16 protein-coding genes are annotated in these 17015 nt (G+C 69.1%); 8 read left to right on the top strand and 8 right to left on the bottom strand.

Annotation, left to right across the window (positions count from 1 at the left end; translation table 11 throughout):
• Positions 1 to 10: 10 nt before the first annotated feature.
• From ACWFR3_RS20810 to ACWFR3_RS20800, 3 genes are all read right to left on the bottom strand, one after another.
• Positions 11 to 613: an FMN reductase gene (locus ACWFR3_RS20810; RefSeq protein WP_453736075.1), complete on the bottom strand. Its 603-nt coding sequence runs from the start codon at positions 611 to 613 to the stop codon at positions 11 to 13.
• Positions 610 to 1704, bottom strand: coding sequence for an LLM class flavin-dependent oxidoreductase (locus ACWFR3_RS20805; protein WP_453736121.1), 1095 nt, complete (start codon positions 1702 to 1704; stop codon positions 610 to 612). Before ACWFR3_RS20805 ends, ACWFR3_RS20810 begins: the two co-directional genes overlap by 4 nt.
• Before the next feature lie 105 nt (positions 1705 to 1809).
• The gene (locus ACWFR3_RS20800) at positions 1810 to 2442 is read right to left on the bottom strand and encodes a TIGR03086 family metal-binding protein (protein WP_453736074.1); all 633 of its coding nucleotides are present in this window, start codon (positions 2440 to 2442) and stop codon (positions 1810 to 1812) included.
• A 79-nt stretch (positions 2443 to 2521) separates the two neighbouring features.
• On the opposite strand from ACWFR3_RS20800, the gene ACWFR3_RS20795 reads away from it, so the two are divergent.
• Entirely contained in the window at positions 2522 to 3352 is an 831-nt protein-coding gene (locus ACWFR3_RS20795; RefSeq protein WP_453736073.1) for an AraC family transcriptional regulator, read from the top strand.
• A gap of 61 nt (positions 3353 to 3413) precedes the next feature.
• Here ACWFR3_RS20795 and ACWFR3_RS20790 read toward each other — a convergent pair whose 3' ends face one another.
• Positions 3414 to 3917 carry a GNAT family N-acetyltransferase gene (locus ACWFR3_RS20790; RefSeq protein ID WP_453736072.1) on the bottom strand — a complete coding sequence of 168 codons (504 nt, stop codon included), beginning with the start codon at positions 3915 to 3917 and terminating at the stop codon, positions 3414 to 3416.
• Between the two features lie 269 nt (positions 3918 to 4186).
• Here ACWFR3_RS20790 and ACWFR3_RS20785 point away from each other — a divergent pair, with 269 nt between their 5' ends.
• The 3 genes from ACWFR3_RS20785 (at position 4187) to ACWFR3_RS20775 (ending at position 6401) form a co-directional block, all read left to right on the top strand.
• The gene (locus ACWFR3_RS20785; protein ID WP_453736071.1) at positions 4187 to 4522 is read left to right on the top strand and encodes a YnfA family protein; all 336 of its coding nucleotides are present in this window, start codon (positions 4187 to 4189) and stop codon (positions 4520 to 4522) included.
• Between the two features lie 58 nt (positions 4523 to 4580).
• On the top strand, positions 4581 to 5351 hold the full coding sequence (locus ACWFR3_RS20780; protein ID WP_453736070.1) for an SDR family NAD(P)-dependent oxidoreductase: 771 nt from the start codon (positions 4581 to 4583) through the stop codon (positions 5349 to 5351).
• Positions 5352 to 5522: 171 nt separating this feature from the next.
• Positions 5523 to 6401: a hypothetical protein gene (locus ACWFR3_RS20775; protein WP_453736069.1), complete on the top strand. Its 879-nt coding sequence runs from the start codon at positions 5523 to 5525 to the stop codon at positions 6399 to 6401.
• 52 nt (positions 6402 to 6453) lie between these two features.
• Here ACWFR3_RS20775 and ACWFR3_RS20770 read toward each other — a convergent pair whose 3' ends face one another.
• Complete coding sequence (locus ACWFR3_RS20770; protein ID WP_453736068.1) at positions 6454 to 7647, bottom strand: RtcB family protein; 1194 nt, start codon at positions 7645 to 7647, stop codon at positions 6454 to 6456.
• A gap of 218 nt (positions 7648 to 7865) precedes the next feature.
• Between ACWFR3_RS20770 and ACWFR3_RS20765 the strand changes: the two genes are divergently transcribed.
• The 3 genes from ACWFR3_RS20765 (at position 7866) to ACWFR3_RS20755 (ending at position 11378) form a co-directional block, all read left to right on the top strand.
• A complete protein-coding gene (locus ACWFR3_RS20765; protein ID WP_453736067.1) occupies positions 7866 to 8756 on the top strand; it encodes a DUF3558 domain-containing protein in 891 nt (296 codons plus the stop codon).
• A gap of 116 nt (positions 8757 to 8872) precedes the next feature.
• On the top strand, positions 8873 to 9709 hold the full coding sequence (locus tag ACWFR3_RS20760) for a DUF3558 domain-containing protein (protein ID WP_453736066.1): 837 nt from the start codon (positions 8873 to 8875) through the stop codon (positions 9707 to 9709).
• Between the two features lie 196 nt (positions 9710 to 9905).
• Complete coding sequence (locus ACWFR3_RS20755; RefSeq protein ID WP_453736065.1) at positions 9906 to 11378, top strand: DUF2637 domain-containing protein; 1473 nt, start codon at positions 9906 to 9908, stop codon at positions 11376 to 11378.
• On the opposite strand, the gene ACWFR3_RS20750 is transcribed toward ACWFR3_RS20755, so the two are convergent.
• On the bottom strand, positions 11375 to 11584 hold the full coding sequence (locus tag ACWFR3_RS20750) for a hypothetical protein (protein ID WP_453736064.1): 210 nt from the start codon (positions 11582 to 11584) through the stop codon (positions 11375 to 11377). The genes ACWFR3_RS20755 and ACWFR3_RS20750 overlap by 4 nt on opposite strands.
• 452 nt (positions 11585 to 12036) lie before the next feature.
• Positions 12037 to 13782, bottom strand: a complete 1746-nt coding sequence (lysS, locus tag ACWFR3_RS20745) for a lysine--tRNA ligase (protein ID WP_453736063.1) — start codon at positions 13780 to 13782, stop codon at positions 12037 to 12039.
• A gap of 145 nt (positions 13783 to 13927) precedes the next feature.
• Here lysS and argS point away from each other — a divergent pair, with 145 nt between their 5' ends.
• Positions 13928 to 15703 carry an arginine--tRNA ligase gene (argS, locus tag ACWFR3_RS20740; RefSeq protein ID WP_453736062.1) on the top strand — a complete coding sequence of 592 codons (1776 nt, stop codon included), beginning with the start codon at positions 13928 to 13930 and terminating at the stop codon, positions 15701 to 15703.
• Between the two features lie 63 nt (positions 15704 to 15766).
• Here the strand turns inward: argS and ACWFR3_RS20735 are convergent, their stop codons facing one another.
• A complete protein-coding gene (locus tag ACWFR3_RS20735; protein WP_453736061.1) occupies positions 15767 to 16981 on the bottom strand; it encodes an aminotransferase-like domain-containing protein in 1215 nt (404 codons plus the stop codon).
• Positions 16982 to 17015: the final 34 nt, after the last annotated feature.

Genomic DNA, 17015 nt, shown 5'->3' with positions numbered 1-17015 from the left:
GCTTCCGCGCCTACTCCGGCCGCAGCGCCGCCAATTGCTGCTCGAAGGGGATCAGCTCCTCGATCAGCCCCTCGTCCCGCACCGGCGCGGGCCGCATGATTCCGGCCAGCCCGGCCAGTTCGGCCGCAGCCCTCTCGATGCGCTCGTCCAGGCCGTCGGCGCCCCAGTCCTCGGACGCCGCGTACACGGCCGTCGGTACGACCACCGCCCGCAGGTAGGCGAACAGCGGGCGCATCGCGTGCTCCAGGACCAGCGAATGCCGCGGCGTACCACCGGTCGCCGCCATCAGGACCGGCGTACCGGCGATCGCGTCCTTGTCCAGGACGGTCAGCACGTCGAAGAACGACTTGAACAGACCGCTGTACGAGGCGGAGAAGACCGGCGTGACGACGATCAGGCCGTCCGCGCCCTTCACCGCCTCCGCCGCCGCGCTCAGCTCCGGGCCGGGGAAACCGGTCACGAAGTTGTGCGCGATCTCCACGGCCAGATCGCGGAGTTCGACGATCTCGATCTCCGCGTCCGTGCGACGTCCGGTGGCCGCCGCGAGCCGGTCGGCCAGCAGACGGGTGGAGGAGGGGACGCTGAGTCCGGCTGAGATGACGACGAGCTTCATGCGTCGACCTCCTTCTGGTTCCGGGTGGCTGCCACGCGTGCCGCGTGGGTGGGTGCGTCCGGCACTGTCGCCGGGCGGTTCTTGGCGAACTCCTCGCGCAGGACCGGGACGACCTCCTCGCCGAGGATGTCCAGCTGCTCCAGGACGGTCTTGAGGGGCAGGCCCGCGTGGTCCATCAGGAACAGCTGGCGCTGGTAGTCGCCGACGGTGTCGCGGAAGGACAGCGTCCGGTCGATCACCTGCTGCGGGGAGCCGACGGTCAGCGGCGTCTGCGAGGTGAACTCCTCGAGGGAGGGCCCGTGTCCGTAGACGGGCGCGTTGTCGAAGTACGGCCTGAACTCCTTCACCGCGTCCTGGGAGTTCTTCCGCATGAACACCTGACCGCCGAGCCCGACGATCGCCTGCTCCTCGGTGCCGTGCCCGTAGTGCGCGAACCGGCGGCGGTAGAGGTCGACCATCTTCTTGGTGTGCTCCTGCGGCCAGAAGATGTTGTTGTGGAAGAAGCCGTCTCCGTAGTACGCGGCCTGCTCGGCGATCTCCGGGGAGCGGATGGAGCCGTGCCAGACGAACGGCGCGACGCCGTCGAGCGGGCGGGGCGTCGACGTGAACGACTGGAGCGGCGTACGGAACTTGCCCTCCCACGTCACGACGTCCTCGTGCCACAGGCGGCGCAGGAGCGCGTAGTTCTCGACGGCGAGGTTGATGCCCTCGCGGATGTCCTTGCCGAACCACGGGTACACCGGGCCGGTGTTGCCGCGGCCCATCATCACGTCCGCCCGGCCGCCGGCCAGGTGCTGGAGCATCGCGAAGTCCTCGGCGATCTTCACCGGGTCGTTCGTGGTGATGAGGGTGGTGGAGGTGGAGAGGATGAGGTTGTCGGTGCGGGCGGCGATGTAGCCGAGCATCGTGGTGGGCGAGGAGGGGACGAACGGCGGGTTGTGGTGCTCGCCGGTCGCGAAGACGTCGAGCCCGACCTCCTCGGCCTTCAGCGCGATGGCCACCATGGCCTTGATGCGCTCGTGCTCGGTGGGGGTGCGGCCCGTGGTGGGGTCCGGCGTCACGTCGCCGACGCTGAAGATCCCGAACTGCATGCCGGATCCGGACTGCATGGCTGACTCACTCTCCGCAGATTGTTGACGCTTCAACTATACCTGCGGAACGGTGGTGGGCCAGGAGGTATTCCCCGCAGGCAGGACCTACGGCGTCCAGCCGGGGTCGCGGCCCGTCTCGGCCAGGAGTCGCTCCAGCTCAGAAGCGTCTTCGGGCACAGCGACCTGCTCTCCGAAGGCGCCCATCTTCCGGCCCGTCGGACCCAGACCCGCGACCGCTTCCCGCAGCACGGTGACGACGCCGCTGCTCCCGGGCGCCGCCTCGTACTCCTGGCCCGTGGCGCGGGCCAGGTCCCAGGCGTGCACCGTCAGGTCGAGCAGCACCATGCAGCCCACCGTCCTGGCCGGCATGTCCATCGCACCCGTGGTGCCCTCGTCGGCGCCGGGCGCGGACCAGGCGGCGACCAGCTTTCCGGCCTCGTCTGCGAAACGGTCGCGCCACTCGGGGCTCCCGGCGACGACATCGGGGGCCTCGCCGCCGAAGTCGGAATTCTGCTTGGCGGCGAGCGCCTGGAACTGGACGGTCACCTGGAAGAGGTGGTTGAACAGGGCTTTCACGTCGTACTCGGCGCAGGGCGTGGGAGCGGTGAGCTTGTCGTCCGGGATCGCGCGGACCACCGGGACGGCGTGTGCCGTGGCCACCTTCAAAAGGTCGGCAATGCTGTTCTCGGCATTGCTGTTCTCGGTCATGCTGTTCTCGGCATTGCTGTTCTCAGTCATGCCACGAAGCTATGGCGGCGGGTGCTCCGGGGGCTTGAAGAAACGCGACACGTGCCCGACCCCGGCATACGATCCAGCCATGGCCGACGCCGACGCCACTCCCGCCGCCCCGCGCAGCGACACCAAGGGCATCGTCGACGCCGCCGGGCTCCTCGCCCGCGCACGGTTCCGCCGGCACCTGGCCGCGCCCGCCCTGCGCCCCTACGTGGAGCAGTACTGGCTGATCGACTGGGACCTGTCCGAGCCCTACGCCTCGCACGTCGTGCCGCACCCGTCCGTGAACGTCGTCTTCCAGCGGCTGCCCGGACGGGAACCCTTCGCCGAGGTGGCGGGCATCGGGCTCGACCTCTTCACGCAGAAGCTGGAGGGGCGGGGCCGGGTCTGCGGGGTGAAGTTCCGGCCCGGCGGCTTCCGGCCGTTCGCGCCGGCAGAGCCGGTGTCCACCTGGACGGGCCGGCGCCTGCTGCCCCTCGAAGAGGTGTTCACCGAGGTCCCCGACGGCGCCCTCGACGCGGTGCTCTCCCCCGACGAGGAGCACGCGCGCGTGGCGGCGCTCGACGCCTTCCTGCTGGCCGTCGGCCCCACGCCCGACCCCGGGGCGGACCTCGCCATGGCCCTGGCCGAGCGCATCCGCACGGACAGCGGGATCCGCCGGGTCAGCGAGTTCGCCCGGGCGCAGGGCATGTCAGTACGGACGCTGCAGCGGCTGTTCTCGGCGTACGTCGGGGTCGGCCCGAAGTGGATGATCCTGCGCCACCGGATCCACGAGGCGCTGGAACGGGCGGAGACGGGCGGGGATGTGGACTGGGCGGACGTGGCCTGCACGCTCGGCTATGCCGACCAGGCCCACCTGATCAGGGACTTCACGGCGACGGTAGGCGTCCCGCCGACGGCGTACTCACCGCGCTGACGCCGGGCTCGCCTCAGCTCGCTTCAGCTCAGCTCAGTTCGGCTCATCTCACCTCAGCAGCTCAACTCAGTTCGACACTCCAGTCGTTGCACCGCATCCAGTTCCCCTTCGGGTACTCGAAGTCGTGCTCGCCCCCCGGCGTGAACCCGGCCTTGCGGCACACCCCGTTGGAAGCCGTGTGGCCCGCGGAGGGAAAGGCATGCAGCCGCCGGTGCCGACCGGCGGCCCGCGCCTCCTCGACGACAAGCCGAGCGGCAGCCGCCGCGATGCCCCGCCCCTGATAACCGGGCAGCACGCTCCACCCGGTCTCCCAGGCGGACTCCCCCTGCCAGGAGGTCTCCCAGTACCCGATGGACCCGACGGCGTCCCCGTCCACCACTATCCGGAACATCCGCCCCCGCTCCTCAAGGGTCAGATAGCGACGATGCCGGGACACCAACTGCTCGTGCGTCTCGGGCCCGCCCAAGTGGGCCATCATCTCCGCGGAGTTGCAGGCGACCAACAGCTCGAAGTCCCCTTCCGCCCAGGGAACCAGCTTCGGACCAACCAACGGCGATCTCTCCATACGGGCCACGCTACGGCGAGGGTCTGACAACGCCCTCTACGACATCACCATCGGCGACATCGCACCCCGGGAGGCGGGCCCAGCAGGGCGTCGCGCCGCACACCGTTCGTCTCCCTGCCCACGTGACCCACGACGGACCGCCTCCCGAGAACTTCCGGCTCCGGACATCTGCGCCAGACAGAAAGCGCACGACGCAGGTACCAGCGCCCCCGAGTGGTCCCGCAGCTACCAGCGCCCCCGAGTGGTCCCGCACCTGCCACGATCACCCCATGATGATCGCCCGCTCCGCCGCCCTCTTCGTCCTCGCCGCACTCTTCGAGATCGGCGGCGCCTGGCTCGTCTGGCAAGGAGTGCGCGAGCACAAAGGGTGGGCGTGGATCGGCGCGGGCGTCATCGCGCTCGGCGTGTACGGCTTCGTGGCCACGCTCCAGCCCGAAGCCGAGTTCGGCCGCATCCTGGCCGCGTACGGCGGGGTCTTCGTCGCGGGATCGATCGCCTGGGGCATGGTCGCCGACGGCTACCGGCCCGACCGCTGGGACGTGACGGGGGCGCTGATCTGCCTCGTCGGCATGGCGGTCATCATGTACGCGCCACGAACCCGTTAGGCAGGCGACTTATCCTGGCGGAACAGGCCAGGAACGTACACACGTCCAAGGAGAAACCATGACCGCCGCGCCCGCCGCCACCCGCATCGCGATCGTCACCGGCGCGAGCAGCGGCATCGGCGCCGCCACCGCGCGCGGACTCGCGGCCGCCGGCTACCGCGTCGTCCTCACCGCCCGCCGCAAGGACCGCATCGAGGCCCTCGCCGCCGAGATCACGGCTGCAGGGCACGACGCGATGGCGTACGCCCTCGACATCACCGACCGCACGGCCGTCGACGAGTTCGCCACCGCCTTCCGCAAGGTCGCCGTCCTGGTCAACAACGCGGGCGGCGCGCTCGGCGCCGACACCATCGCCACCGGCGACCCGGCCGACTGGCGCCAGATGTACGAGACGAACGTCATCGGCACCCTGAACGTCACCCAGGCCCTGCTCCCCGCGCTCACCGCCAGCGAGGACGGCACGATCGTGGTCCTCTCCTCCACGGCCGGACACGGCACGTACGAGGGCGGCGGCGGCTACGTGGCCGCCAAGCACGCCGAGCACGTACTCGCCGAAACCCTGCGCCTGGAGATCGTCGGCACCCCGGTCCGCGTCATCGAGGTAGCCCCCGGCATGGTCAAGACGGAGGAGTTCGCCACGACCCGCTTCGGCGGCGACACGGAGAAGGCCGCGAAGGTCTACGCGGGCGTGGCCGCCCCCCTCACGGCGGACGACGTCGCGGACACGATCACCTGGGCGGTAACCCGCCCGCCCCACGTCAACATCGACCTCCTGGTGGTCCGCCCCCGCGCCCAGGCCTCGAACACGAAGGTCCACCGGGAGCTGTAACCCCTCGGATCCGGGACGCGATTCACCCACATCGGTGAACGCGTCCTATCGCCATGCCCGTTGACGTTCCACCTGCCTAGGCTCAGATCAACAACAGCAAACAGAACGGCCCCCGGCCGGGACTGCAATCCCGGCCGGGGGCCTGACCATCAAGGAAGGACTCACTTCCTCATGGCTGAACGCGAGCCTAGCGCGCAGCAATTCACGCTGGACGATGCCCTCGGCGTCGACACGCCAGCATCCTTCATGGACCTGGAAGTCCCTGATTACGCCTACATGTTCGGCTTCTTGCAGACCGACGGGCATCTCTCACAACAATCGAGGGACCGAGGGCGGCTCACTGTCGAGATCAACGTGCGAGACATCCAGATCCTGCGCGAGTTCCAGCGACTGACCCCCTACAACAGCACGATCAGCGAGCGCACCCGGTCCACGAACTTCGCAGAAAGCCATCACTCGGCTACCTGGACACTGTGCTCCCTAGAAGCCAGGACAACCGTTAACCAGCTCGGTCTGCCCTACGGCCGCAAGTCAAAGAAGATCGCCCCACCGCGCGTCGAATTCTCACGCCGTGACTACCTGCGGGGCGTCATCGATGCGGACGGGGCTGTCGGCTACACCGGGCAAGGTCTCCCGTTCGTCTCCCTGACCACGGCCAGCACCGCCGTGGGGGTCTACCTGTGCCGCTACACGCGCATGCTCACAGGGGCTGAGCGCATCATCAAGCGCAATGCCCGTGATGACATCTACAACATCGTCTACACGAAGGAAGCGGCCATGGGGCTGGCCGCAGACCTCTACTACCCGGGCTGTCTGGCCCTGGAGCGCAAGCAGACAGCTGCCGCGTCACTCGGCGCCTGGGTCCGCCCGCCCGACATGAAGATCGCGCCTGAACGCCGTCGTTGGAAGCAATGGGAGGACCGGATCCTGCTGGATCAGGGCACCCCCCGTGCAGCAGCCGAAGCGCTGGGTCGAACCGAGCAGAGTTGCAGCCTCCGTCTCTGGCGCCTGCGCAGCGGAAGAGTGCCGATGCCTGCGAACGACCAGTAGAGCGCGGAGGGTGGTGGGTCCGGGCTGCTGCCAGCCCGGACCCACCCTCACTTCAGCCCTTCACGCAGATGAACTGCTTCAACTTCGCCACGACCTCGACAAGGTCACGCTGATGCTCCATGACCTGCTCGATCGGCTTGTAGGCCCCGGGGATCTCGTCAACCACACCCGAATCCTTGCGGCATTCCACGCCCTGCGTCTGCTCCTCCAGATCCCGCACTGAGAAGCGCCTCTTCGCCGCGTTCCGGCTCATCCGCCGACCCGCCCCGTGGGAAGCCGAATTGAAGGCCTTCTCGTTACCGAGACCCTTCACGATGTACGAACTCGTGCCCATGGACCCCGGGATGATTCCGTACTCCCCGGATCCGGCACGGATCGCGCCCTTACGCGTCACCAAGAGGTCCATCCCGCCATACCGCTCCTCCGCCACATAGTTGTGGTGGCACGAGATCTCCTGCTCGAAGGTCGGCTTGGCCTTCTTGAACTCCTTGCGGATCACGTCCTTCAGGAGAGCCATCATGATCGCGCGGTTGTACTTCGCGTACTCCTGAGCCCAGTAGAGGTCGTTCCGGTATGCCGCCATCTGTGGGGTGTCCGAGACGAAGACCGCAAGGTCGCGGTCGACCAAGCCCTGATTGTGCGGCAATTTCTGGGCCAGCCCGATGTGGTGCTCGGCCAGCTCCTTGCCGATGTTGCGGGACCCGGAGTGCAGCATCAGCCACACAGCCCCGTCCGCATCAAGACAAGTTTCGACCATGTGGTTGCCGGCTCCGAGCGTTCCCATCTGCTTCGTGGCACGTTCCTGACGGAACTTGACCGCGTCGGCAACCCCGTCGAACCGCGACCAGAAGTCCCCCCACCCACTGGTGGCGAACCCATGCAGCCTCCCCGGATCCACCGGATCCGCATGCATCCCCCGCCCCACCGGAATCGCCTGCTCGATCTTCGACCGGAGTCGTGACAGGTCGCCCGGCAGGTCATTCGCCGTCAGGGACGTCTTCACCGCCGACATTCCGCAGCCGATGTCCACCCCGACCGCCGCCGGGCACACCGCCCCCTGCATGGCGATCACCGAGCCGACCGTCGCGCCCTTGCCGTAGTGGACGTCCGGCATGACGGCCAGGCCCTTGATCCAGGGCAGCGTCGCCACGTTCCGGAGCTGCTGGAGTGCGACATCCTCGACCGAGGCCGGGTCCGTCCACATCCGGATCGGTACCTTGGCCCCTGGAACCTCCACGTACGACATTGCGTCCTCATTCCCCCGTAGTGCCTGTAGCGCCCGTAGCGCCTGCAGTTGAACAGACGTGCCGAATGGCTCTAAGCGCTCTTAGCGCAAATACCGGCACCAAGGTCAACGAAAGGGATGACGGACCGGCGTCCACGGCATTGCGTGCGATACACATTGTGTCCACCGGTCGCCCACCAGCGGCAACCGAATATCCCCGGCGAGAAGGAGCCCACACGGTGCAGCGGAAGGCCTACGTACCGGGCGTCGCAGCCCTCCTCGCAGCGCTGCTCGCCGGCTGCACGGGCGGGGGCGCGCTCGGCGGCGAGGCGGACGACTCGAAGCCCGGCGAGACCGGCAGCACGACCGCGGCCGCCGAGCCGGGCAAGTACCGCACGCTGCGCGAGCCCTGCAGCCAGGTCGAGGCGGGCACGCTCGACTCGATGCTGCCCGGCATCGAGGAGATGCCGGACGAGGAGCAGCAGGAGAAGGCGTACGAGGGCGTGCCGACCGTCACGTACGACACCGACCGGCGTGTGGGCTGCCGCTGGAAGGTGGAGTCCTCGGACGCCACCCACCATCTGCTCGTCGACTTCGAGCGGGTCGTCTCGTACGACACGGCTGTGAGCGATGACACCCGTGCGACGGAGGTCTACTCGTCGAAGGCCCAGAAGGCGCACCTGCCCGAGCCCTCCACCTCCTCGACCGACGAAGGGGAGCCGGAGGAGGGGTCGGAGACCACCGAGCCGTCCGAGAGCGCCGGGACAGATGCGGACGAGTCCGGCAAGGGTGACGACAAGGACAGTGGGAAGGGCAGCGGCAAGGGCAAGGGTGACGCGGACGACAGTGCCTCCGGCGGCTCGCCGACCGAGGCCGTCACGCCGCCCGGCCTGGAGCCCCGCGTCCTCGACGACCTGGGCGACGAGGCCTTCCTGGACGACGCGCTGACCACGGCCGCGTCCGCGACCCGGCACCGGACCGTGACTGTGGTGTTCCGCACGTCGAATGTCATCGTGACCGTCGAGTACGACGAGCAGCCGGGGCGTCGCACCGACATCCCCGACAGCAAGGAAATGCAGGACAAGGCGCAGGAACTGGCCGGAAAGCTTGCCGACGAATTCAGCGATTAGCGGCGGTTCGGACGGGTGACCGGCTCCGTGGAAGCGGAGTCGTCCGCGTCGGCCACGGCGTACCGTGGCCCATCGAACCGACGACAGCCGTCGTGAGTGACTTGAGTGAAGGAACCATGCACCGACAAGGACAGCGACTCACCCGCATACTCACCTGCGCAGCCGCCGTACCGGTGATCCTCATTGCCTCCGGCTGCTCCTCCGATTCCGGCTCGGACTCGGACGCGGCGAAGAAGGACTCGGGCTCGAAGGCCTCCGCGTCGGCCTCGGGCAAGGACAAGGCCGCGACCGTGGAGAAGGCGGCGTTCAGCAAGCTGCCCGAGCCCTGCGAGGTCCTGTCGAAGAAGACGCTCGACGACCTCGTCCCGAAGGCCAAGGACAAGTCGGGCAAGGCCGGCACGTCCGACGACACGTCGGCGCGCGGCACCTGCTCGTGGGACAGCCTGGAGAACAACGGCGTCGACGGCTCGCAGTTCCGCTGGCTCCGCGTCTCGCTGATGCGCTTCGACTCGGACGCGTCCCTGGGCAGCGGCGCCAAGCGCGCGCAGAACAGCTTCGCCAAGCAGGTCGCGGACGCGCAGGCGACGGAGGGCGCGAAGAGCGTCAAGACGGAGCCGGTGCCCGGGATGGGCGACCAGACGACGGTCGTGCATTACGACCTGAAGAAGGACAAGGAAAACTTCAAGCAGCAGACGGTCGTGACGCGCGTGGAGAACGCCGTCGTCACGATCGACTACAACGGCGCGGGCCTGGCGGGCGACAAGGCGCCGAGCTCGAAGGACCTGTCCAAGGACGCCGAGAAGGCCGCGAAGGAAGCCTCGGAGAAGGTCGTCTCCGCGAACAAGGCGGGCGGCAGCGCGAGCGAGGGCTCCGGCGGCGCTTCGAAGGACTCGGACAGCGACAAGTCCGACTCGAAGAAGGACTCCAAGTCCAGCGACAAGCCCAAGAGCTGACGCAGGACGCCGACGCGGGACTCGGAGATCTCGGCGCGCGCCGCGCGTAAAGGTCTCGGACAACTGGCGTCGAAGTAGCGGAAGTTGTGGAGCCCGGCCCTTTGTTGGCCGGGCTCCTGCCGTACCGGCACACTGTCTTCCGCATGCGTGTGCCAGGCTGTCGCTCGCAACAAACCGAACAGGGAGGGGTTCGCGGGTGGCCGCGATGCAGCTGACACGCACGCACCGGATACTCATCGGCGTGGTCGTAGCCGGTGCGGTCGTCATCGCCGCGATCGGTTTCGCGGGGTCGTACACGGCCGTGCGTGACCTGGCCGAGAAGAAGGGCTTCGGCGGCTTCTCGGTGGTCTTCCCGATCGGCATCGACGCGGGTATCTGCGTCTTGCTGGCCCTCGACCTGCTGCTGACGTGGATCCGGATTCCCTTCCCGCTGCTGCGCCAGACGGCGTGGCTCCTGACGGCGGCGACGATCGCCTTCAACGGCGCGGCGGCCTGGCCGGACCCGCTGGGCGTGGGCATGCACGCCGTCATCCCGGTCCTGTTCGTGGTCGCCGTGGAGGCGGCGCGGCACGCGGTGGGCCGGATCGCGGACATCACGGCCGACAAGCACATGGAGGGCGTGCGCCTCACGCGCTGGCTGCTCTCGCCCGTGCCGACGTTCAAGCTGTGGCGCCGCATGAAGCTGTGGGAGCTGCGTTCGTACGAGCAGGTCATCAAGCTGGAGCAGGACCGCCTGATCTATCAGGCCCGCCTGCAGGCCCGCTTCGGCCGCTCCTGGCGCCGCAAGGCCCCGGTGGAGTCGCTGATGCCGCTGCGCCTTGCGCGGTTCGGGGTTCCGCTGGCGGAGACGGCTCCCGCGGGGCTCGCGGCGGCGGGTATCGAGCCCGCGCTGCTTCCGCCGGTGCCGGTGGCGGCGGAGTCGCAGCATCCGGAGCTGGTGGCGGCGCCGGTGGCGGAGCCGCGGGCCGAGCAGGAGCAGGAGCCGGAGAAGCGGCAGGAACAGTCCGGGCAGCAGGAACAGTCCGGCCAGCCCGGACAGCAGGAGCAGCAGCAGGAACAGCCCGGCCAGCAGCAGCCCGCGCCCGAGGGTGCGCACGTGAGCCCGTGGTTCGCCGCCCAGCAGCCTTCGTACGTTCCTGAAGAGCCGCACGACCAGTGGTACGCGGAGCAGCAGGCGTACGCGGACCAGCAGGACCAGCAGGCCTATGCCGACCAGCAGGCCTACCTGGAGCAGCAGCAGGCGTACTTCGACGAGCACGGCCAGGCGGCTGCTGCCCCCTCCGGGCCCGAGTCCGAGTTCCAGGTCCCCGCCGGTCCCGGCCGCACCCGCCCGCTCGGCGGTCAGCACCTGATTCCGGGCCAGCGCGAGGAGCAGGCTCCCGAGGCCGGGATGCCGCAGGACGCGCCGGAGGAGCTGGGGCCGCTGCCCGAGGCGTCCGGTCTGCCGGACGACGTCTCGCGCGACGACGCGTACTTCGCCGCGTTCCGCAAGTACGTGAGCGAGCTCGGGGACTATCCCAACGCCCGCCAGTTCGGCCTGTATCTGATGGACCTGTACGGCGTCACCGGCCAGGCGGGCGGCCCTCCGGCGGAGAGCACGCTGCGCCCGTACCTGCGTGACTTCCGCAGCCGCTACCAGGAGGACCTGGACTCCGAGTACAGCGCTTAGCCGCTGCTGCGGGCCCGCTTCTTGCTGCTCTCGCCCCAGATGGCGAGGGCGGCGCCGACGACGAACAGGGCGAGGTATCCGGGGGTGGGGATGTCCCACCACTTGTGGAAGAGGCCCCACGGGTTGTCCCCGAAGATGCGCCCGCCGGCGCCAAGGGCCCCCTGAATCCCGGCGACCCATCCGACGATGGCGATGATTTCCTTCATACGTCCACGATCAGGCACCCGGCGACGCCGCACGTCGTGCCCCGGAGTGATCTCCCGGTAGTCCAAAGGATGCAGGACCCCACCGCACCCCTCGCCGCTCCCCGCTCCAAGCCCGCCCACCTCACGAGCACAGCCCCCGCCGCACCCTCCACAAGCCCGCCCACCTCACGAGCACAGCCCCCGCCGCACCCTGCACAAACCCGCCCACCTCACGAGCGCAGCCCCCAGTCGCACCCTGCACAAGCCCGCCGCTTCGCGGCAGATGTCTCCCACCCACCCACCCGTTACCCCGCAGTCCCACCCGCCCGAACAGGCCGCCCTACCCAGCCGATTGTCCGCAGGGTAACGGGTGGGTGGGCGGGAGAACTCCGCCGCGAAGCGGCGGTTCAGTCCACGGCACGCGAAGGGGGCGCCGCCCAGACAAACTGGACGGCGCCCCCATCTACGTACCGCTACGCCCCCAAGAGCTTCCGCACCCGCTCCGCGCCCACGGCGAGCAACAGCGTGGGCAGTCGCGGCCCCGTCTCGCGGGTCACGAGGAGCCGGTACAGGAGGGCGAAGAAGGACCGCTGGGCGACCTTGATCTCCGGCGGGAGTTCCTTCGCCGTGGCGTCCGCCGAGAACCCTGCCTGCACCTTCGGCACGCCGTACACCAGGTGCGTGAGCCCGTCGAGGGACCAGTGCGAGTCCAGGCCCTCAAGGAGCAGCCGCAGCGACTCACGCCCCTCCTCGTCCAGCGAGGACAGCAGCTCCACGTCCGGCTCCGCGCGCACGATCGTGCGGGCGTCGGCCGGGACCTGGGTGGTGATCCAGTTCTCGGCGCGGTCGAGCCGGGGCCGTGCCTCGTCGAGAGACGAGATCGGGTCCGACGGGTCCAGGTCGCGCAAGATCCGCAGGGTCTGGTCCTCCGCGCCCGCCGTGACGTCCGCGACGGACGCGAGCGTCCGGTACGGAAGCGGACGCGGCGTCGAAGGCAGCTCACCGGCGGCCGTGCGCACCGCACGCGAGTGCGCGGCGGCGTCGGCGGGCAGCGCGGAGCCGTCGGCGACCTTCGCGTCGAGCTTGTCCCACTCGTCGTAGAGCCGCTGGATCTCCTGGTCGAAGGCGATCTTGAAGGACTGGTTCGGCTTGCGGCGGGCGTACAGCCAGCGGAGCAGCGGTGCCTCCATGATCTTCAGGGCGTCGGCCGGGGTCGGCACACCGCCCTTGGAGGACGACATCTTCGCCATGCCGGAGATGCCGACGAACGCGTACATCGGACCGATCGGCTGCACGCCGTCGAAGATCTCGCGCACGATCTGCCCGCCGACCACGAAGGACGACCCCGGAGACGAGTGGTCCACGCCGCTCGGCTCGAAGATGACGCCCTCGTACGCCCAGCGCATGGGCCAGTCGACCTTCCAGACCAGCTTGCCGCGGTTGAACTCGCTCAGGTGGACCGTCTCGCTGTGCCCGCACTCGGCGCAGACGTACGAGAGCTCGGTGCTCTCGTCGTCGTACGACGTGACCGTGGTCAGGTCCTTCTGGCACGCGCCGCAGTACGGCTTGTACGGGAAGTACCCGCTGGAGCCGCCGCTGCCGTCGTCCTCGCTCGCGGCGCCCGATCCCTCGGCGGCTTCGAGCTCGGCCTCGTCGACCGGCTTCTGCGACTGCTTCTTGCCGGGCGCCTTCTTGGTCCGGTACTGGTCGAGGATCGCGTCGATGTCACCGCGGTGCTTCATCGCGTGCAGGACCTGCTCGCGGTAGACGCCCGAGGTGTACTGCTCGGTCTGGCTGATCCCGTCGTACTCCACGCCGAGCTCGGCGAGCGCCTCGGTCATGGCCGCCTTGAAGTGCTCGGCCCAGTTCGCGTACGCGGAACCGGCCGGGGCGGGCACGGAGGTGAGGGGCTTGCCGATGTGCTGGGCCCAGGACTCGTCGATGCCGGGGACGCCGGCCGGGACCTTGCGGTACCGGTCGTAGTCGTCCCAGGAGATCAGGTGCCTGACCTCGTGCCCGCGCCGCCGGACCTCGTCCGCGACCAGGTGCGGGGTCATGACCTCGCGGAGGTTGCCCAGGTGGATCGGGCCCGACGGGGAGAGCCCGGAGGCGACGACGACCGGTTTGCCCGGGGCACGACGCTCCGACTCGGAGATGACCTCGTCCGCATAGCGGGAGACCCAGTCGGTGGTATCGGTGCTCTGAGCCACGATCGGCACGCCTCTCTTCTTCTGATCTTCTTCTACGTGAGTACCGCTGTCGCGGCCATTCTCCCAGCTCGACCCTCAACCGCGAAAACCGCTTTTCTCTGCATGGGATACTTGCCGGGTCTATCTGCACCTCGAGGAGAACGGCATCCACTCCATGGCCTCGGTCACGTCCCTCACCGCCTCCGTCCACCAGCGCCTCGCGGACGCCCTCTCGGCTGCCCTGCCGGAGGCCGGCGCCGCCGACCCGCTGCTGCGACGAAGCGACCGGGCCGACTACCAGGCCAACGGGATCCTGGCCCTCGCCAAGAAGGCGAAGGCGAACCCGCGCGAGCTCGCGACGAAGGTCGTGGACGCTCTCCCCGCCGACGACGGCATGATCAAGGACGTCGAGGTCTCGGGCCCCGGCTTCCTGAACGTCACGGTCACCGACAAGGCGATCACCGAGAACCTCGCCGCGCGCGCCGCGGACGGCGAGCGCCTCGGCGTGCCGTACGCCGAGAAGGCCGGCACGACGGTCGTCGACTGGGCCCAGCCGAACGTGGCCAAGGAGATGCACGTCGGCCACCTGCGGAACTCGGTGATCGGCAATTCCGTCGTCAAGATCCTCGAATTCACCGGCGAGAAGGTCGTCAGCCGCCACCACATCGGCGACTGGGGCACCCAGTTCGGCATGCTCGTGCAGTACCTGATCGAGCACCCGGACGAGCTGGGCCACAAGGCGGACGCGGACACCGAGGAGGCGGGTGAGGAGGCGATGTCCAGCCTCAACCGCGTCTACAAGGCGTCGAAGGTGCTCTTCGACTCCGACGAGGAGTTCAAGACGCGCGCCCGGCGCCGGGTCGTGGACCTCCAGGCGGGCGACCCCGAGACCCTCGCGATCTGGCAGCGGTTCGTGGACGAGTCGAAGGTCTACTTCTACTCGGTCTTCAACAAGCTGGACGTGCAGATCGAGGACGCGGACATCGTCGGCGAGTCCGGGTACAACGACATGCTGGCCGAGACCTGCCGCATGCTGGAGGAGTCCGGCGTCGCGGTCCGGTCGAACGGCGCGCTGTGCGTGTTCTTCGACGACGTGAAGGGCCCGGACGGCAACCCGTCGCCGCTGATCGTCCAGAAGTCCGACGGCGGCTTCGGGTACGCGGCGACCGACCTCTCCGCGATCCGCGACCGCGTCTTCAACATCAAGGCGGACACCCTCCTGTACGTGGTGGACGCGCGGCAGTCCCTGCACTTCAAGATGGTCTTCGAGACGGCGCGCAGGGCGGGCTGGCTGACGGAGGACGTCAAGGCGGTGCAGCTGGGCTTCGGCACGGTCCTCGGCAAGGACGGCAAGCCGTTCAAGACGCGTGAGGGCGAGACCGTACGCCTCATCGACCTCCTCGACGAGGCGATCGAGCGGGCGTCGGCCATCGTGCGCGAGAAGGCCAAGGACCTCTCCGAGGAGGAGATCGCCGAGCGCGGCGCCCAGGTGGGCATCGGCGCGGTGAAGTACGCGGACCTGTCGACGTCGGCGGTGCGCGACTACAAGTTCGACCTGGACCAGATGGTGTCGATGAACGGCGACACGTCGGTGTACCTCCAGTACGCGTACGCCCGTATCCAGTCGATCCTGCGCAAGGCGGAAGACGCGTCTCCCAAGGCGCACCCGGAGCTCGAACTGGCCGACGCCGAGCGGGCGTTGGGCCTGCACCTGGACCAGTTCGCGGAGACGGTCGCGGAGGTCGCCGAGGAGTACGCACCGCACAAGCTGGCGGCGTACCTCTACCAACTGGCCTCGCTGTACACGACGTTCTACGACAAGTGCCCGGTCATCAAGCCCAAGCCCCCGCAGGACATCGCAGAGAACCGCCTGTTCCTCTGCGACATCACGGCCCGCACCCTGCACCAGGGAATGTCCCTGCTGGGCATCAGGACCCCTGAGCGCCTCTGAGCCCCGTCAGGGGCTCCAGGGGCGCGGGGAACTGCGCGACCAGCCACATACGGCCCGCAGCGATCAACCCACCAACGCGACCCTGAGCCTCCGCAGTCCCTCGGCGATCTCGTCGGGGGACTGCGTCACAAAGCACATCCGCAGGGTGGAAACGTCAGGCTCCCCGGCGTAGAACGGCGCTCCCGGCACATAAGCAACGAGATGCTCGACAACCCCCGGCAGCAACGCAGTGGTGTCGTACCCCTCGGGCAGCGTCGCCCAGACGAACATGCCGCCTTCCGGCCGGATCCAGGAAGAGCCGGGCGGCAACGCGTCAGCGAGGCCCGAAAGCATCGCGTCCCGCCGCTCGCGGTACGCTCCGGTGACGCGGGCGAGATGCGCGTCCAGGTCGTTGTCCGCCAAGTACCGCGCCGCGGCGAGCTGGTTGACGGTCGGCGTGTGCAGGTCCGCCGCCTGCTTGGCGATGGCGCAGGCACGCAGCAGTGCCGCAGGAGCACGCAGCCAGCCGAGGCGCAGACCCGGCGCCATGACCTTGGAGAAGCTGCCGAGCAGGATCGTGCGGTCCTCGGCGCCGGGGTACGAGGCGATCCACGGCGCACGCTCGCCCTCGAAGCGCAGCTCTCCGTACGGGTCGTCCTCTACGATCCACAGTCCGCGCCGCGCGGCGATGCCGGCGATCGCGGCGCGCCGGTCGGCCGGCATGGTGCGCCCTGTGGGGTTCTGGAAGGTGGGCACGGTGTAGAGCAGCTTGGGCCGGTGGCGGGCGACGAGTTCGTCGAGGGCGTCGGGGTCGATCCCGGCCTCGTCGCCCGGCACGGCGATCACCTGCGCGCCCGCGAAGCCGAAGGCCTGGAGGGCGGCGAGGTAGCAGGGGTTCTCGACGAGGATGGTCTCGCCGGGCTCGATGAGCGCGGTGGCCAGCAGCGAAAGCGCCTGCTGCGACCCGGTGGTGACGAGGAGGTCGTCGACCCCGGTCGCGAGCCCGCGCGCGGAGAACCGTTCGGCGATGGCGGTACGGAGGGTGGGCTCGCCCTCGGTCGTGGAGTACTGGAGGGCCCGCTCGGGCTGTTCGGTGAGCACGGCCCGGAAGGCGGCGGCGATGCCTTCCTTGTCGAAGAGGTCGGGAGCGGGGAGTCCGCCCGCGAAGTTGATGACCTCGGGCCGTGCGGTGACAGCCAGGATCTCCCGTACCGGAGAGCCCCCGACCGAGGCGGCGCGCGCGGCGAGCGGCGGGGTGGGAGCTGCGGTGGCGGCGGGGGCTGCTGCGGTGACGGTCATCTACGACTCCTTCGGTTGCCAGGCAGACTAGGCA

The sequence above is a fragment of the Streptomyces sp. NPDC055189 genome (assembly GCF_053606765.1).
This window is presented reverse-complemented; position numbering and strand designations above follow the sequence as displayed.

Bases quoted from the DNA above. Each gene is read 5' to 3' on its own strand.
- ACWFR3_RS20780 (WP_453736070.1), top strand. From the start codon at position 4,581: ATGACCGCCGCGCCCGCCGCCACCCGCATCGCGATCGTCACCGGCGCG.
- ACWFR3_RS20760 (WP_453736066.1), top strand. From the start codon at position 8,873: ATGCACCGACAAGGACAGCGACTCACCCGCATACTCACCTGCGCAGCC.
- ACWFR3_RS20795 (WP_453736073.1), top strand. From the start codon at position 2,522: ATGGCCGACGCCGACGCCACTCCCGCCGCCCCGCGCAGCGACACCAAG.
- ACWFR3_RS20735 (WP_453736061.1), bottom strand. From the start codon at position 16,981: ATGACCGTCACCGCAGCAGCCCCCGCCGCCACCGCAGCTCCCACCCCG.
- argS (WP_453736062.1), top strand. From the start codon at position 13,928: ATGGCCTCGGTCACGTCCCTCACCGCCTCCGTCCACCAGCGCCTCGCG.
- ACWFR3_RS20810 (WP_453736075.1), bottom strand. From the start codon at position 613: ATGAAGCTCGTCGTCATCTCAGCCGGACTCAGCGTCCCCTCCTCCACC.
- ACWFR3_RS20790 (WP_453736072.1), bottom strand. From the start codon at position 3,917: ATGGAGAGATCGCCGTTGGTTGGTCCGAAGCTGGTTCCCTGGGCGGAA.
- ACWFR3_RS20750 (WP_453736064.1), bottom strand. From the start codon at position 11,584: ATGAAGGAAATCATCGCCATCGTCGGATGGGTCGCCGGGATTCAGGGG.
- ACWFR3_RS20770 (WP_453736068.1), bottom strand. From the start codon at position 7,647: ATGTCGTACGTGGAGGTTCCAGGGGCCAAGGTACCGATCCGGATGTGG.
- ACWFR3_RS20800 (WP_453736074.1), bottom strand. From the start codon at position 2,442: ATGACTGAGAACAGCAATGCCGAGAACAGCATGACCGAGAACAGCAAT.
- ACWFR3_RS20785 (WP_453736071.1), top strand. From the start codon at position 4,187: ATGATGATCGCCCGCTCCGCCGCCCTCTTCGTCCTCGCCGCACTCTTC.
- ACWFR3_RS20775 (WP_453736069.1), top strand. From the start codon at position 5,523: ATGGCTGAACGCGAGCCTAGCGCGCAGCAATTCACGCTGGACGATGCC.
- ACWFR3_RS20805 (WP_453736121.1), bottom strand. From the start codon at position 1,704: ATGCAGTTCGGGATCTTCAGCGTCGGCGACGTGACGCCGGACCCCACC.